General features: G+C 64.5%; 18 protein-coding genes. 11 read left to right on the top strand and 7 right to left on the bottom strand.

Going from position 1 to position 15,496, the window contains the following annotated elements:
* Positions 1 to 102: 102 nt before the first annotated feature.
* The 6 genes from MFF26_RS25625 to MFF26_RS25600 all read left to right on the top strand — a co-directional run bounded on the left by MFF26_RS25625 (position 103) and on the right by MFF26_RS25600 (position 3,378).
* The gene (locus tag MFF26_RS25625; RefSeq protein WP_238308867.1) at positions 103 to 435 is read left to right on the top strand and encodes a four-helix bundle copper-binding protein; all 333 of its coding nucleotides are present in this window, start codon (positions 103 to 105) and stop codon (positions 433 to 435) included.
* Between the two features lie 28 nt (positions 436 to 463).
* Complete coding sequence (locus MFF26_RS25620) at positions 464 to 697, top strand: hypothetical protein (protein WP_137830755.1); 234 nt, start codon at positions 464 to 466, stop codon at positions 695 to 697.
* 176 nt (positions 698 to 873) lie between these two features.
* On the top strand, positions 874 to 1,389 hold the full coding sequence (locus MFF26_RS25615; RefSeq protein WP_238228716.1) for a DUF305 domain-containing protein: 516 nt from the start codon (positions 874 to 876) through the stop codon (positions 1,387 to 1,389).
* 113 nt (positions 1,390 to 1,502) lie between these two features.
* Positions 1,503 to 1,700 (top strand): hypothetical protein, encoded by a 198-nt coding sequence (locus tag MFF26_RS25610; protein WP_026105230.1) that lies wholly within the window; start codon positions 1,503 to 1,505, stop codon positions 1,698 to 1,700.
* 72 nt (positions 1,701 to 1,772) lie between these two features.
* The gene (locus MFF26_RS25605) at positions 1,773 to 2,258 is read left to right on the top strand and encodes a DUF411 domain-containing protein (protein ID WP_238308866.1); all 486 of its coding nucleotides are present in this window, start codon (positions 1,773 to 1,775) and stop codon (positions 2,256 to 2,258) included.
* A 13-nt stretch (positions 2,259 to 2,271) separates the two neighbouring features.
* Entirely contained in the window at positions 2,272 to 3,378 is a 1,107-nt protein-coding gene (locus MFF26_RS25600) for a GNAT family N-acetyltransferase (RefSeq protein ID WP_238308865.1), read from the top strand.
* 98 nt (positions 3,379 to 3,476) lie between these two features.
* Here MFF26_RS25600 and MFF26_RS25595 read toward each other — a convergent pair whose 3' ends face one another.
* The 5 genes from MFF26_RS25595 to MFF26_RS25575 form a co-directional block, all read right to left on the bottom strand.
* Positions 3,477 to 3,677 carry a hypothetical protein gene (locus MFF26_RS25595; RefSeq protein ID WP_238308864.1) on the bottom strand — a complete coding sequence of 67 codons (201 nt, stop codon included), beginning with the start codon at positions 3,675 to 3,677 and terminating at the stop codon, positions 3,477 to 3,479.
* 47 nt (positions 3,678 to 3,724) lie between these two features.
* Positions 3,725 to 4,495: a cation efflux transmembrane domain-containing protein gene (locus MFF26_RS25590; protein ID WP_238308862.1), complete on the bottom strand. Its 771-nt coding sequence runs from the start codon at positions 4,493 to 4,495 to the stop codon at positions 3,725 to 3,727.
* 75 nt (positions 4,496 to 4,570) lie between these two features.
* Positions 4,571 to 7,825 (bottom strand): efflux RND transporter permease subunit, encoded by a 3,255-nt coding sequence (locus MFF26_RS25585; RefSeq protein WP_238308860.1) that lies wholly within the window; start codon positions 7,823 to 7,825, stop codon positions 4,571 to 4,573.
* An 11-nt stretch (positions 7,826 to 7,836) separates the two neighbouring features.
* Positions 7,837 to 9,156 carry an efflux RND transporter periplasmic adaptor subunit gene (locus MFF26_RS25580; protein ID WP_238308859.1) on the bottom strand — a complete coding sequence of 440 codons (1,320 nt, stop codon included), beginning with the start codon at positions 9,154 to 9,156 and terminating at the stop codon, positions 7,837 to 7,839.
* Positions 9,157 to 9,302: 146 nt separating this feature from the next.
* Entirely contained in the window at positions 9,303 to 9,659 is a 357-nt protein-coding gene (locus tag MFF26_RS25575) for a hypothetical protein (protein ID WP_238308858.1), read from the bottom strand.
* Between the two features lie 66 nt (positions 9,660 to 9,725).
* Here MFF26_RS25575 and MFF26_RS25570 point away from each other — a divergent pair, with 66 nt between their 5' ends.
* From MFF26_RS25570 to MFF26_RS25555, 4 genes are all read left to right on the top strand, one after another.
* Positions 9,726 to 10,175: a MerR family transcriptional regulator gene (locus MFF26_RS25570; protein WP_182556869.1), complete on the top strand. Its 450-nt coding sequence runs from the start codon at positions 9,726 to 9,728 to the stop codon at positions 10,173 to 10,175.
* 75 nt (positions 10,176 to 10,250) lie between these two features.
* Complete coding sequence (locus MFF26_RS25565) at positions 10,251 to 10,448, top strand: hypothetical protein (RefSeq protein WP_182556870.1); 198 nt, start codon at positions 10,251 to 10,253, stop codon at positions 10,446 to 10,448.
* 466 nt (positions 10,449 to 10,914) lie between these two features.
* Complete coding sequence (locus MFF26_RS25560; RefSeq protein ID WP_238308857.1) at positions 10,915 to 11,499, top strand: recombinase family protein; 585 nt, start codon at positions 10,915 to 10,917, stop codon at positions 11,497 to 11,499.
* Positions 11,500 to 11,503: 4 nt separating this feature from the next.
* A complete protein-coding gene (locus tag MFF26_RS25555) occupies positions 11,504 to 11,944 on the top strand; it encodes a hypothetical protein (protein WP_238308856.1) in 441 nt (146 codons plus the stop codon).
* A 41-nt stretch (positions 11,945 to 11,985) separates the two neighbouring features.
* Here MFF26_RS25555 and MFF26_RS25550 read toward each other — a convergent pair whose 3' ends face one another.
* Positions 11,986 to 13,425 carry a caspase family protein gene (locus MFF26_RS25550; protein WP_238308855.1) on the bottom strand — a complete coding sequence of 480 codons (1,440 nt, stop codon included), beginning with the start codon at positions 13,423 to 13,425 and terminating at the stop codon, positions 11,986 to 11,988.
* A 6-nt stretch (positions 13,426 to 13,431) separates the two neighbouring features.
* Positions 13,432 to 13,734 (bottom strand): hypothetical protein, encoded by a 303-nt coding sequence (locus MFF26_RS25545; RefSeq protein WP_137830743.1) that lies wholly within the window; start codon positions 13,732 to 13,734, stop codon positions 13,432 to 13,434.
* Positions 13,735 to 14,499: 765 nt separating this feature from the next.
* On the opposite strand from MFF26_RS25545, the gene MFF26_RS25540 reads away from it, so the two are divergent.
* A complete protein-coding gene (locus tag MFF26_RS25540; RefSeq protein WP_238308854.1) occupies positions 14,500 to 15,156 on the top strand; it encodes a hypothetical protein in 657 nt (218 codons plus the stop codon).
* Positions 15,157 to 15,496 lie beyond the last annotated feature (340 nt).

Here is a 15,496-nt window from a genome sequence, read left to right as displayed (position 1 = left end):
GTGACGGTGTTGTTCGACCAGGACGGAGGCTAAAATGCACAATTAATTTCGCTCAGTCTCTCGCTCTGTCTCCAGATCAACAGAATAACAAGGACAATTCCCATGCAACATCTGTCATCTGAGATGCGTGGCTGCATCGATGAGTGCCTGCGCTGCTATCAGACCTGCTTGAGCATGGTGTCCCAACACTGCCTGCCTGCGGGCGGCAAACACGTTCAGCCGGAGCATGTCCGGCTGATGCTGGCCTGCGCCGAAAGCTGCCGGACCTCCGCGCACGTCATGCTGCTCGGTACCCCCGCGCACGAGCACACCTGCCGCGCCTGCGCCGAGGTGTGTGAGGCCTGCGCCAAGAGCTGCGAGGCCGTGGGCGACATGCAGGAGTGTGTCGACCAGTGCCGGCGCTGTGCCGAAACCTGCCGCACGATGGCGGGCTGACCTCTCTCCAACCACAGGATTTACGATCATGACCCTCAAGGCTCTGACGGCTGCGGCCCTGCTGACCTTTGCTGCCCTGCCCGCCCTGGCGGACGACCAGGGCAACGCCAACGCCGAGCAGCAGAACCAGCCGACGCCCAGCCGCGGCAACACGGCCGGCGGCCCCTCTCATGGTGCCGATCATCCAAAGAACGCCCCGGCCGGTACCGCGCCGGCTCATACGTCTCAGCCTCACGGCCATGGGGATGGCAGCAAGCACTAAGCCCCGGGATCAGCGCCCAGGCCGGGATGCCACCGTGCCTCCCGGCCCGGGCTGGCACCCTGTTGACCCTCCCATGATGGGAAGGTGAAGGGTGCCTGGTGCGACACACAGGAAGGGTCGCCCATGAGCAGCGCCGAGCACGAGCACGCTCTGACCCGCATGAACGAGATCGACCTATGAGCTACGCACGCTTCGCCGCGATGATCGCCACCTCCACGGTGGTGATGTTCGGCCTGATGTACCTGAACACCTACGCGCTGGAGCATGTGTTCTTCAGCCAGACCCGCATGTGGATGGCGCTCGTCATGGGCGCGACGATGGCCGTCATCATGCTCGGCTTCATGTGGGCGATGTACAAGGTGCGGGCCGCCAACATCGCGATCCTCGCCGGCAGCGTCGTGGTCTTTGCCGGGGCGCTGTGGCTGGTCCGCAGCCAGGAAACCGTCGGTGACGTGGCTTACATGAAGGCGATGATCCCACACCATTCGATCGCCATCATGACCAGCGAGCGGGCACACATCAAAGACCCCCGCGTGCGTGAGCTGGCTGACAAGATCATCGAGGCGCAGGTCAAGGAGATCGGCGAAATGAAAGCCCTGATCACCGACCTGGAGGCAAAGCCGCCGGCCGACAACGCCCCGGACCTGCAGTCCTACCGCAAGCGCGGTGCCCCGCCACCGCCGCTGCAGTAGTCACGCGCCCGACGTCCGCAGGCCTCTTAAGAGGCCTGGGACAGCCTGTCATTCGGCCTGTCGGCCGGAGTACCGCCGGGGCCTCACGGCCTGGCTTTTCATGGGAGGAAACAATGAAGCGTCTCGTTCTTGCAGCCAGTGCCGTGATGCTGCTCAGCGCCGCGCCGGCCATGGCGATGAGCTGCTGCGGTGGTGGGAAGGGCAAGGCTGGCATGTGCGCCAAGAGCGGCGCCATGGCGATGAACATGAAGGGCAAGAAGGGCGGGTGCTGCTGCGACAAGATGGGCGGCCGCATGAGCCACCGCGCCTGACCCAGCCTGCCCGGGCTGACCACCGGCCGGCCTGGGCATCCCACACCCATACGCTGACCTGAGGAGACCCTGATGGACGCGAGCCTGCTGCCGAGCCGCCGTGGCGTGTTGGCCGGCCTGAGTGGCCTGAGCAGCTTGCTGCTCGCCGCGCCACTGCGCGCGGCTGAACCGCTCCCAGAGATCCAGGTGACCAAGGACCCCAGCTGCGGCTGCTGCGAAGCCTGGGTCACCCACATCCGCGCGGCCGGCTTTCCGGTTCAGGTGACCGAGGCGCCGGTCAATCCCGTCAAAGCCCGTCTTGGGGTCCCGCGCAGCCTAGCGTCCTGCCATACCGCCCAGGTTGGCGGTTACGTGATCGAAGGGCACGTGCCCGCCGGGGCGATCCTGCGCCTGCTCGCAGAAAAGCCCCCAGGCATCGGGCTGGCCGTTCCGGGTATGCCGGTGGGCTCACCGGGCATGGAGGCCGACGGCGTGCCACCGGATACCTACGACGTCATCCTGTTCGGTCCCGAGCTGCAGCGGCCGTTCGCCCGCTATCGGGGTGGCACGCCGCTGTGACACGCGCAGCCCTGTGACCCTCCGGGCGCTTTCCGCACTGGCGGCCGAGGCCACCGCCTGGGATGATTTGGACGCGCGGGCAGCAGCACCGCCGTTCTTTGCCCGCCACGTCCTCGAGGCGCACCGGGCGCACGGCCTCTGTCCCGCCGACCAGGCTGTGGTGGTGCATGACGCCACCGGGCAGCTTGAGGCCCTAGTGCCGATTGTGCAGTGGCCCGCCGTCACGGCTCTTGGCGGTCGCGTCGCCCGGCCCTGGCTTTCTCCTTACATGACCGCGAGCACGCCGCTCGTCGCTGCCGGCCCGGGCCTGGAAGCGCGCCTTGACGCGTTGGTGGCCGGGCTCGCCCAGGCTGCGGGCAGCCGCAGCTGGCGCTGGCCGCTGTTTCCGAGCGAGAGCCTGGTGGGGGCGGAGCTGCTGGCGGCGCTGCAGCGTGCCGGCTGGCAGGTTGCCACCGTCAGCACCTTTGCCCGCCCGGTACTCGACCGCCGCGCCTCCTACGCGGCATTCCTGGCCGAGCATCCCCACAAGGGGCGGTTTAAGGATCTGCGCCGTCGGCGGCGGCGACTGGCCGAAGCCGGAACACTGACGTTGACCAGCGCCACCGCCGGCGCGGATCTCGCCGACGCAATCACGGAGTTTCTGGTGCTGGAGGCCGCTGGCTGGAAAGGTGCGGCCGGCACCGCACTCGGCAGCCACGCCCACACCGCGGCGTTCGCCCGGACGCTCTTTCAGCCGGCCCACGGCCCGGTGACCGCCCGGGCCGACGTGCTCCGCCTCGATGGGCGGGCCATCGCCGCAAGCCTGGCGCTGGTCGCCGACCGGACGGCGTACCTGCTCAAAACCGCCTACGACGAAACCCTACGGGGCTGTGCGCCCGGTCTAATCCTCGAAGACGAGATCGTGCAGGCCCTTCACACGACCGCGTTTGCTGACCGGCTCGATGCAGCGACCCTGCCTGGCTCGGCCCTGGAAAGTCTCTACCCCGACCGTGAGACGATCGCCGACGTTCTGGCCATACCGCCCGGCCGCCGCCTGCTTCCTGTGACGGGTCGTGTGCGCCTGGCCCACCTTGAACAGCGCGCCCGGGCCGAACTTCGGCGGCGGCTCGGATGGCGCTGACGCCCACACCCGGCCTGCGTCGCACGCGCCCGTTCGCCCGCTATGGAGTGGCACCCCGCTTTGACCGGGATCTGGTAGCCCTAGTTCCTGATACAGGGTCAGCGCTGGGGGTGCGCCACGTAGGGGACCATGCTCGCTCGGTGCCCCAGCATGGTGAGACAAAGGCCGGCGCAGCTGCCGAGCAGGAGCACCCCGAGCAGCGCCCATAGCATCGTTTTCCGCGCCGCCGTGCGGATGTGCGGCCGGACCTTGCGCCGCCGTCCGGGCTCGCGATGCCAGACGCTTTCGGTCGCGCGCATGGGCTCCTCCACGCGAAAAGGGAGCCTCACGGCCCCCCTTCCCTGCGTTATTCGGCCGGCGCCGGCTGGGCCGTGCCTTCGCGGTACTCCGCCCACGCCTGCCGCAGGATCTGCACCGAGGACGTGAGGAAGATCGCGGCCATGATCGCGGCCACCGCCAGATCGGGCCAGGCCGTCGCCGTGCCCCAGACACCCAGCGCGGCGATCATCACGACCACGTTGCCGATCGCGTCGTTGCGCGAGCACAGCCAGACCGAGCGCACGTTGGCGTCGCCGTCCTTGTAGCGCATCAGCAAGAGCACGCTGGTCAGGTTGGTGGCCAGCGCCAGGAGGCCGATCCCGCCCATCAGCTCGGCCTGCGGCACGCCCAGGATCAGGGTCTGGTAGACCGTCGAGCCCAGCACCCACACCGCCATCAGCGACAGTGACAGGCCCTTGAACAGGGCCGCCGTGGCCCGCGCCCGCAGGCTGGCACCGATCACCGCCAGGCTCAGCCCGTAGGTGACCGTATCCCCCAGAAAATCCAGGGCATCCGCCTGCAGGGCCTGAGAGCCCGCCAGGTGGCCCATGACCATCTCGACCGCGAACATGATCCCGTTGAGGGCGATCACGGTCCACAGCACCCGCTTATAGCGGGGGTCCACGCCGTCGAAGACCGGCACACCGCCGGAGCAGCCGCAGGCGCTGTCTGCACCCGTGCCGCAGCTGGCGGCCGGTACGGCCTTCGGGGCTTCCGGCACGGGGGTCAAAGCTGCGGGCGTGCCGCAGCGGGAGTTTGCTTGAGAAGCGGCGCTTGAGCCGCAGCAGGCGTCCGCCATGGTGTCTCCTTTCGTCAGTTGACCCGGAGCCTACGACCTGTAGTCGCTACAGGTTCAAGCAAAATCCGCAGCCTCTCACTCGGCGGCCTGTTGCAGGGGGAGCTGCGGCTGCTCGGGCGCCAGCGGCTTGGCCGGCTGCTGCGGGGCGGGTCCGCCGAAACGGGCGTAGAGCGCCGGCAGCACCACCAGCGTCAGCAGGGTCGCGCTGATCAGGCCGCCGATCACCACAGTGGCGAGGGGTTTCTGGACCTCGGCGCCGGTGCCGGTGGCCAGGGCCATCGGCACAAACCCGAGCGAGGCGACCAGGGCGGTCATCGCCACCGGGCGCAGGCGCACCATCGCGCCTTCCAGAATGCCCTCCCGGCGGGGCTTGCCCGCGGCGACCAGCTGTTTGATCGACGTCAGCATGACCAGGCCGTTGAGCACCGCGACGCCGGACAGGGCGATGAACCCCACCGCCGCCGGCACCGAAAACGGCATCCCGCGCAGCCACAGCGCCACGATCCCGCCGGTCAGCGCCAGCGGCACCGCGGAAAACACCAGCAGCGCATCCCGCGGCGAACCGAGCGCCGAGTAGAGCAGCAGGAAGATCAGCACGAAGCAGCCGGGCACCACGATCAGCAGGCGCTGACGGGCCGAGGCCAGGTTCTCGAACTGGCCGCCCCAGCTGACATAGTAGCCCGGCAGCAGCTGGACCTCCTTGGCCACCCGCGCCTGCACGTCCGCCACCAGCGAGCCGATGTCCCGCTCACGCACGTTGGCGGTGACCACCACCCGGCGCTTGCCGTTCTCGCGCGAGATCTGGTTCGGCCCCTCGGTCACCGAAAAGCTGGCAACCTGCTTAAGCAGCACCGACGTGCCCCGCCCGGACGGGCCGGGTGGCAGTGGCACCGGGATGTTTTCCAGTGCCTCGCGGTTCTCGCGCACCTGGTCGTTCAGGCGCACGACGATCGGAAAGCGCCGGTCTCCCTCGAAGACCATCCCGGCTTCCCGGCCGCCGATGGCGGCGCCGATCACCTCCTGAATGGTCGCCGTGCTCAGCCCCAGGCGGGCGGCCTCGGTCTTGTTGATCCGGATTTCCAGGAACGGCAGGCCGGACGTCTGCTCAACCTTGACGTCCTCGGCCCCGGGCGTGCCCTGCAGGATCGCGGCGATCTGCGCCGCGGCCCTGGTCATCGGCGCGAACTCGTCGCCAAACACCTTGATCGCCAGGTCACCGCGGGCGCCGGCCAGCAGCTCATTAAAGCGCAGCTGGATCGGCTGCGAGAACTCGTAGACGTTGCCGGCCAGCTTGCCGACCGCGGCCTCGATCTGCTCCTGCAGCTCGGCCTTGGACAGCGACGGGTCGGGCCACTGGTCCTGGGGTTTGAGGATCACAAAGGCGTCGGACGAGTTGGGTGGCATCGGATCGGTCGCGACCTCCGCCGTGCCGGTTTTCGAGAACACGTAGGCAACCTGCGGGAAGCGGCTGACCACCTGCTCGATCCGCACCTGCATCGCCTGCGACTGGCTCAGCGACGTGGACGGAATGCGCGTGGCGTTGAGGGCGATGTTCTTCTCATCCAGCGTCGGGATGAACTCCTGCCCCAGCCGGGTGAACAGCACCCCGGCGCCGGCCAGCAGCACCAGCGCGCCCACCACAAACACCAGCGGCGCACGCACCGCCCCGGCCAGCACCGGCCGGTAAAGCCGCTTGAGGCCGCGCACGAGCCGGTTGTCGTGCTCCTGCACGCGGCCGGTCAGCGCGATCGCGATCAGCGCCGGCACGAACGTCAGCGACAGCACAAAGGCGGCGACCAGGGCGAGGATCACCGTCAGCGCCATCGGCTCGAACATCTTGCCCTCGACGCCGGTGAACGTCAGCAGCGGCACGTAGACCAGAATGATGATCGCCTGCCCGTAGAGGGACGGCTTGATCATTTCCTCGGCCGAGGCGCGCACCGTCGCCAGGCGTTCCTCCAGCGTCAGACCGCGGCCGAGCGCCTGCTGGCGTTCCGCCAGATGGCGCAGGCTGTTTTCGGCGATGATCACCGCGCCATCCACGATCAGCCCGAAATCCAGCGCGCCCAGGCTCATCAGGTTGGCCGAAATTTTCGCCTGCACCATGCCGGTCATGGTCAGCAGCATCGCTACCGGAATGACCAGCGCGGTGATCACCGCCGCCCGGAAATTCCCCAGCAGCAGGAACAGGATCAGGATCACCAGGCCGGCGCCTTCCAGCAGGTTTTTCGCGACGGTGTGCACCGTCGCCTCGACCAGCTGGGTCCGGTCGAGCACCGTCTGCACGACGATCCCCGGCGGCAGCGAGCGCCGGATCTCGGTCATGCGCGCATCGACGGCCGCGGCGACCGTGCGGCTGTTCTCGCCGATCAGCATCAGTGCGGTGCCGACCACGACCTCGCGGCCGTCCTCGCTCGCCGAGCCGGTACGCAGATCGCGCCCGATGCGCACCTCCGCCACATCGCTGATCCGCACCGGCACGCCGCCGCGGGTGGTCACCACCACGCTGCCGATCTCGTCCATGCTTTCCAGGCGGCCGGCGGCGCGGACCACGTAGCCTTCGCCGTTGTCCTCGAGGTAGCGGGCGCCCTGGTTGGCGTTGTTGGCTTCCAGCGCCCGCACCACGTCGCTGAACGACAGGTCGAGCGCGGTCAGCTTCGCCGGGTCCGGCTGGACGTGGTACTGCTTTTCAAAGCCGCCGATGCCGTCCACGCCGGCGACCCCGCGCACGGTTTTGATCTGCGGGCGGATGATCCACTCCTGCACGGTGCGCAGGTAGCCGGCCCGCTCGACCTCGGTGCCGAGGCGCTGGCCTTCCGGGGTCAGATAGCTGCCGTCCGGCTGCCAGCCCGGCTGGCCGGGCCGCACCGGCGACCGCTCGGCCGGCGTCGCGTAGCGCACGGTCCACATGTAGATCTCGCCGAGGCCGGTGGTGATCGGCCCCAGGCGCGGTTCAGCGCCCGGCGGCATCGCCCGCTCGGCTTCCTGCAGGCGTTCGCCGACCTGCTGGCGCGCAAAGTAGATGTCGGTTTTTTCCGAAAAGACCGCGGTGACCTGCGAGAACCCGTTGCGCGACAGCGAGCGCGTGTATTCCAGGCCCCGGATGCCCGCGAGGGCGTTTTCGATCGGGTAGGTGACCTGCTTCTCGATGTCGAACGGTGACAGCGCGGGCGCCGTGGTGTTGATCTGCACCTGGTTGTTGGTGATGTCGGGCACCGCGTCGATCGGCAGGCGACTGAGCGAATAGACGCCCAGCGCCGCGGCGAGCAGCGACAGCAGCACCACCAGCCAGCGCTGGTGCACGGAGAAATCAAGGACGCGGGAAATCATCGGCTGCGCTCTCAGTCGTCGTCGCCGGCCTCGGCCTTGCCGAGTTCCGCCTTGAGCAAAAAGGTGTTGGCCACCGCGATCTCGTCGCCGGCGGCCAGGCCCTCGGTGACCTCGAACGCATCGTCGTCGGACCGGCCGACCTTGACCGCGCGCCGTTCAAAGCCCTCGTCGGTGCGCACGAAGGCGACCAGCTTGCCCTCGAGCGTCTGCAGGGCAGTGCGCGGGACGCGCACCGGCACGGTTTCCTCGGCGATGGCTACCGCGGCGGTCACGAAGGTGCCCGGCCGCCAGGTCTGGTCCGGATTGGGCAGGGCGACGATCACGCGGGCGCTGCGCGTGTCCGCGTTCAGGAACGGGCTGATGAAGACCACCTGCCCCTCGGCGCGCAGGGTTTTCTCGTCGGTGCCGGTGCCGATGAGCACCTTGGCGCCCTCGGCCACATTGATCAGCGCGGTGGTCGGCACCGCCAGCTCGACCCAGACCGTGGACAGATCGGCGATGGTGTAGACGTCGGCCGGGTCGCCCTCGCCGCCGACCTTGGTGCCGACATCAACCTTGCGCTCAACAATCCGCCCGTCCATCGGCGCGCGCAGCGGAAACAGCCGCAGGCTCGACTGGTTGGGCGTGGCTTCGTCCCGCTTGGCCGCCGCGGCCACCTCAGCGGCGCTGAGGCCGAGGGCGGAGAGTTTCTGGCGGGCCAGATCGAGGCGCAGCTGGCTTTCCTGATAGGTCGCCCGCGCCTGGTCGAACGACACCTGCGCGGTGGCCTGGCTGCTGATCAGCTTCTGCTGCCGCTCGAAGTTGATCTTCTGCAACTCGGCCTGCACGCCGGCGGTCAGGAAGTCGCTTTTGGCGTCCGCCACCTCGCGGCTGTCGAGCACGGCGACCACATCGCCCTTCTGCACCTTGTCGCCCAGGCGCTTGCGCATCTCGGCGACGGTGCCGTTGACCCGCGCCGGCACGCGCACCAAGCGGTCCGCGTCCGGGGTAACCGTACCGGGCACCACCAGGTGCCGGGACAGGGTGCCGCCGGCGACGGACGCCGTGCCGATCTCCTGGCTGGTGATCTGCTCGGCGGTCATGTGGATCTCGCCGGCCTCGCCGTGTTCCTTGCCCTCCCCCTCCTCGCCGGTGTGGCCGTGCGCGGCGGGCTTGGCCGGCGGGTCGTGATCATCATCGTCGGATTTGGCGGCCGGCGTGGACGGAGCCGCCGGAGCCGGCCCGAGGCCGAGGCGGGCGAGCGCGCCTTGGGTGTGCGTGGCGATGCCCGGCACCGCACCGCCGATCGCGATGCCGGCAGCCAGAACGGGAAGAAGGAGAAGAGCGCGCATGGAGGGTGTGTCTTGCGGGATGCCAGCCCGGGACGCCGCGGGGCGTCGAGGGGTTGGACCGTTCCCTTGTGGTGAGCGGATCAGAACAGAGCCGCGCAGGCCTCAACGGGCGCTGCGTCGGCGCCACGCCGCATGGCGTGGTCAGCTCAAGCGCGTGGCGGGCGCAGCAGGCCTTCGGTGCTGATCGAAACCACCTGCTGCGCGGTCGGCCGGTAGGTCACCCGGACGGGTGCCGGCGGCAGGAAGGAAACCGAAGTTTCCAGGCAGACGGCCTGATGGCAGCCGCAGTGGTGGTGGCAGAGCAGGCAGACATCGCCCTCTCCGGCCGCGGCGGGCTGCTCAGCGCTCAGGCTGAGGCTGGCGACGGCCGCCGGAGGGGCCTGGTGGGCCGCCTCAACAGGGACCGGGCCGACCACCGCCAGCACGAACGCAAACACCAGCGCCTGGACCAGTGTGGTCCAGTGCCAGGCGCGGTGCGTTCTCTGCCGGGGGGCGGCAGCCATTCTCAAAATCCTTGTCTCATTGATCCCAACGTTACATCCTGTAGCCACTACAGGAGCAAGCGCATTTTGATCCCGATCGGCGAGCTGTCGCGGCGTACCGGCGTCCACATCGAAACCATCCGCTTCTATGAGCGGTCCGGTGTGCTGCCGGAAGCACAGCGCAGCGAGAGCGGGCGCCGCCTGTATGGCGAGGCGGACGTGCGGCGGCTGACGTTCATCCGCCACGCCCGCCAGCTCGGGTTCGAGCTGGACGCCATCCGCACTATGCTGGCCCTGCAGGAGCAGCCGGACGCCTCCTGCGGCACCGTGGATGCGCTGGCCCGCCAGCAGCTGGTCGCCGTGGATGCGCGGATTGCGCAGCTGACCGCGCTGCGGGGCGAACTGACCCGGATGATCGACACTTGTGCGGGCGGCAGCGTCGGCGCCTGCCGGATCATCGAGGCGCTAGCCGAACCCGCTGCCCTGGCGCCGGCCACGGCCGAGCCGTGTTCACCATCCTGCACCGCTGCGTCTTGACCTTCCCATCATGGGAAAGTGCAGGATCGCAGCAGCTGCCCTGCATCATGCAGCCCGGCACGGAGGACAACGACCATGAAGACGCTGGCGATCACGACGGCCACCCTGCTGCTGCTGAGCGCTGCCCCCGCTCTGGCGATGAGCTGCTGTGGTGGCGGCAAGGGTAAGGGCGCGATGATGTGCGGCAAGGGCGGTATGGCCATGAACATGAAGGGCAAGAAGGGCGGCTGCTGCTGCGAGGGCATGAAGACCAACATGAGCAAGCGGGCCTAAGCCACATCACACCGCGCGGCGGCGGAACGGCTGAAAAGGCAGAGGGCCACCCTTGCGGGTGGCCCTCCTCATTCGTGGCCCGACAGCCACGCTGAAACGGAACCTTCCAACCACCGAGGTTGAAAGAGAAAGGTTCCAGCAGCATTCAGCGCCGCACACGATGCGGCGTCAAATTAAAATCGATGTAATTTTAGCATTAACCAGGCGAAATTGAGGTCTGATCGATCCTCTATTTAGCTGTTATCGACCTGGCAACCTGATAAGGCGACTGCGCTTTCGTAGAAGATGTGGGTGCATCGGGGCAAGGATTACCCAACTGGCGTCCCTCAGAATGTGCAAAAAACGACCGTTTTCTGCATATAGAGGCGAGCGCCCTCCCCTGGCACTCGAAACAGCCCCGTTTGCGTGAAGAAAATATGTGAAGAAAACTATTGTGCGAAAAACGGTATTTTCGTACAATCTTCACATGCTGATCGGCTATGCGCGCGTTTCGACCGAGGACCAGAACCTGGACCTGCAGCGCGATGCCCTGAAGGCCGCCGGCTGCTCTCGGATCTTCGAGGAAAAAGAGAGCGGGCGCGCCGGCACCAAGCGCCCGGCCCTTGAAGCCGCGTTGGACTTCCTGCGCACAGAGGATCAACTGGTGGTCTGGAAGATCGACCGTCTCGGTCGCTCCCTCCGTGAAATGCTCGACACCGCGCACATGCTGCAGGAGCGCGGCGTTAAGCTGCGCTCGCTCACCGAGCAGGTGGACACCGAGACCGCCACCGGGCGGATGATGTTCAACTTCCTCGGGACGATCGCCGAGTATTTCCTGGACCTGAACCGCGAGCGGACCCACGCCGGCCTCAAGGCCGCCCTGGCCCGCGGCCGCAAGGGCGGACGCCCGCGCCGGCTGTCCGACGCCGACTTGGCCGCCGGCCGGGCCATGATCGACGCCGGCACCATCCCAATCGCCGAGATCGCCAAGCGCCTCGGTGTCAGTGCGCGGACCTTCTACACCTACTTCCCGCAGGCACGCGCGCGCAGCCAGGCGCGCCCGGAGGGCTGACCGCATGCCGATCCGCCCGGAGAACCGCTTTTTCTATCCGATCGACTGGGCGCAGCTGTCCGATGTGATCCGCTTCGGCCGGGCCAGGGGCTGCTGCGAGAGTTGCGGCCGGCCGCACGGGCAGCTGATCCCTCATTTAGGGGATGGCCGCTGGTGGGATGCGGCAGCAAAGACCTGGCGCAGCAGTCGTGGCCGACCCTTGAAGCTGCCGCCGCTGGAATGCCTCCCCGCCGGCACGGTGATCGAAACCACGCGCGTCTACCTGGCCTGCGCGCACCTCGACCACGACCCGGGCAACAACGATCCGAAGAACCTAAGGGCGCTCTGCCAGCGCTGTCACATCCTGCACGACAGGACTGAGCACCTGCGCCAGCGCTGGTTCACCTACCGGCACCGCAAGGCGCTAGGCGACCTGTTCCTCGGCCCCTACCCGTTCCGCTATTGAATATAAGAATACAGCAAGCCTCTTCTTGTTAGCAGCCCGGATCAACTCTCTGCATCGGTATGACGGCTTATTGAAAATTGCTCAGCCGTTGGGTAAAAATGAGGTCCACTATGCAAAATGTATGAGCCGTACCCTGGATCTATCATCAATAATCCTGGCTTATTACGGTATGTAACTTTCGCAACAATTTGGCCATAGTATTTGGAAGCATCAAAATCGACTGTATCGGCCTCATAAATTTCCGAATGTGCGCGGCCTAAGCGCATTAAACGGAGAAAGCTGCTGGAAATTTTGCTGATGAGAGGGGTGCCTTGTGTCGCGGTAAGCGACGAAATTGCATTTGCAAATGTACGGAATACTGAAACCTGGCTTAGATAGGGGCAAATCTCAAAGCCATCATCAAATGTGACAAACTGAAATCCGTTAACGACACGCTTGGCGATGAGCTTTGACGGATGCTGGATTTTTGCGACATCCGCGATCCTGTTGTTTATAAGATAGCTATACAATTTCTCATTAGCCCAGGTAGCCCATGAGCGCGTATCTGTGTGACTTGCAATAGCCTCTCGCGGGGATTTTGTGTCAGATATAAACGGCTTATCGAGCCATTTTGGGGAGCGGATCAGTACGGTAGGAGCTTCGGAAGGAAGTGAGCCGTCCGCAGGAGAGCTGCCATTTATCGTATCAGGTTCAACCGCGTTTGTTGGTGAAGCGGATGCATTACCCGAACATGCTATCTTTGCTTCGATCAAGCAAACGTCGTCAGATAATTCATTGTAGTACGCCGGATCCTGTTCCTTTCCGATGGATCTTGCGCATTCTCTAACGACCCGCCTTGCCTGTTTGAAGGCTGTTTCAACGTCCACGCCAGGCTCAGTCATGCGTGGGATAAGCTCTCTGGCAAAGAGACCATTCGGGCTGTCATCACCTCTGCCCAGTGAGTCTAAGGCAGCTTGGTTGCTGCCGGCAGAATAGACGATGTATGTCCCTTGAGGTGTTCGCGTATGAGCCAGGTTTAGGCCCGTTGCAGAGGTTATATCCCGCGTATTATTCTCCAAAAACAGATCTCGTCGGCAGGCGTCGATAAAGACGAGCAAGGCATTGTGTGACGTGCGATCAAAGCGATCGAGAGTATCCGTAAGGGAAATGGACTGACCATGCAGGTCATTATGTGCATAGAGTTCGGCATTAACTGGGATCAAATAATTGCGCCCGCCACTTTGGACGCCATGGCCTGAATACCAAAGTACCCCAAGGCTGCCAGATACAAGTTTGGATCTAAATATCTTCAGAGCGCGGTTGAACTCGGTCAGCCTAATATTCTCGCAAAGCTCAATCTCGTAGTCAGCAGAACTTAAACGATTAGCCAGAAGACGTGCGTCGTTGACAGCATTACGCAGTTTCGGCAGATACCGATAGTCGTTGTTGCCGATAATCAGCGCAACCTTGCGTGCATATGCTGGCGCTGCCTGGTCACTCACGGACGGCTACTCCTGAGACGGATCAGAGGCTTCTGCCTCATCGATGATGTCCCACAAGCGTGCCCAATCCGTATCGGGTTGATCGCCCCTGTAACGGAACTGCGGCGGTTCGATCCCCTCCTCGCGCAGCAATCTTTTAAGGCCAGCAATCGAGTTCTTTTGCGATCTATAATCACTTGGCGTTTTGGGGGCTATCCATGGCTTTGGCAGCTTCCTGCCTTGGTAGTAGATATAGATTTTGTAATGGTTTTTATCTGTAATTTCTAATTGGCATCCACGTTCCTCCAAGACATCGATTGCGTCTGCCACCCAGCGTGCTTGAGCCACACCTTGCCCCCGACCCAAAACAGTGCGTTCAGGTGGTTTATCGCCATACGCATAAGGTTGCTAGGGGACCGGTTTTGAGCAGGTGAGCAGAAGTATATCTGTCAGATAACCCTACGGGAATGATTTATAGAGAGGAGAAAACCACTCCATCACTTTTCCCCTGTGAGGTTAGTTATGCGCTACACTTACGATGAATGCATGAACAACCGCTGGCTGGCCCGCTGGTACGACAGTGCGTACCTGCGCAAGGACTGGACCCGTGGTGCTCTTGAGGCGCTTCGTGCGATGCGTCCTCTGCCGCTGCCCTGAGCAGCTTTCGATATGCCTCCATCCAGTTTCTGGGCGGAGGTTTTTTAAATCACCTGGACACAAATTATAGCATCCAGAACCCGATTTATTTCTCAAAACAATCTAATCCGCCAAAACCAAGAAGATCAAAGCGATCAGTTCCTCGGTTCCCACAGCTTTAATTGATCCTGTTCCACAGGATGGGCGCGACGCTTTGCAGATGATTAAACTGCCGACTATTCTGAGTGAAATTCCTGGCCCAGATACATTAAAAGCCGCTCCTTTACGGGCGGCTTTCTCGTGAACAGGGCGCCAGTCGGTTGAGCAGACTGCAGAAGAATATTTGCTTAAACGATAGAAAAAGCTTACCCCGGAGGTATGCAGAGCAGGGACCAGCCGGGGCTTACCCAAATATAATGGGTCAACTGGCTGAAAAGTTCAAGGGGGTTGTTTGAGGGGATGAGCACGTTCGTTGATACGGTCGCGCCGGCCCGCTTCGCCCGCTATCTGGCTTGGGCCAACAACGATGCCGCGTTGGCCCACCGGCTCTACGCCCGCAACGTCGCTCTGGCCGAGGCTTTCTACACACCCTTGCACACCCTGGAGATCGTGCTGCGCAACCGCGTGGACGATGCGCTGAGTGCCCAGTTAACCTCGAACTGGTTCAACGATCCCGCGGTGGTCCGCCATGTGCCCCTGCAGCGCAAGGTCCAGGATGCCCATCGCAAGCTTGCTTCGCTCGGTACGGGTCTGACCCGGGGGCACGTGGTGGCCGAACTCAGCCTGGGCTTCTGGACCGGCATGTTTAACCGCCACCAGCATCACCTCTGGCAGCATCTGCGGCCGATCTTCGTAGGCGCTCAGGGGATCCACCGCCGGAGCGTGTCCGGCCAGCTCGATGACGTGCGCGGTCTGCGGAACCGGATCGCCCATTACGAGCCGATTGTGCAGCTCAACCTCCTGAACGCCTATCAGGAGATCGAGACCCTGACGCAGTGGCTGTCACCCCAGGCTGCGCTTTGGACGGCAACACACAGCCGCTTCCTAGCCGTCTGCCCACCGCAGATGATCATCGTCAACAGCCAGGTCGATCCGGCGCTGACGGCGATCCTGTAGCGCGTTCGTACCGACGTACGTACGTACGAACCTACAAGAGTAGGTATGTACATCCCGCGGTTCGTATCTTTCTGAGCACACTGGGCCCGTGAAGTGGTCTCATCGACGGTGCTGCCGCATCGCTAAGACTTCACCGCGGCCGTGAAGTGTGAAACCGTACGAACCACCGAAGCGCGGTATGTACGACCCTACAGAACGCGGCTCATACACCCATACGTACGTACGACCATACGAGCGTAGGAGCGTCGAGAAAGGAAAAGGCAAATCATGGCAGACCCTTACATCATCAGCGTGCTTGGGCAGAAAGGCGGCGTTGGCAAAAGCACCATCGCCCGCATGC

The organism is Methylorubrum suomiense (assembly GCF_022179765.1).
Lineage (GTDB): Bacteria > Pseudomonadota > Alphaproteobacteria > Rhizobiales > Beijerinckiaceae > Methylobacterium > Methylobacterium suomiense.
This window is presented reverse-complemented; position numbering and strand designations above follow the sequence as displayed.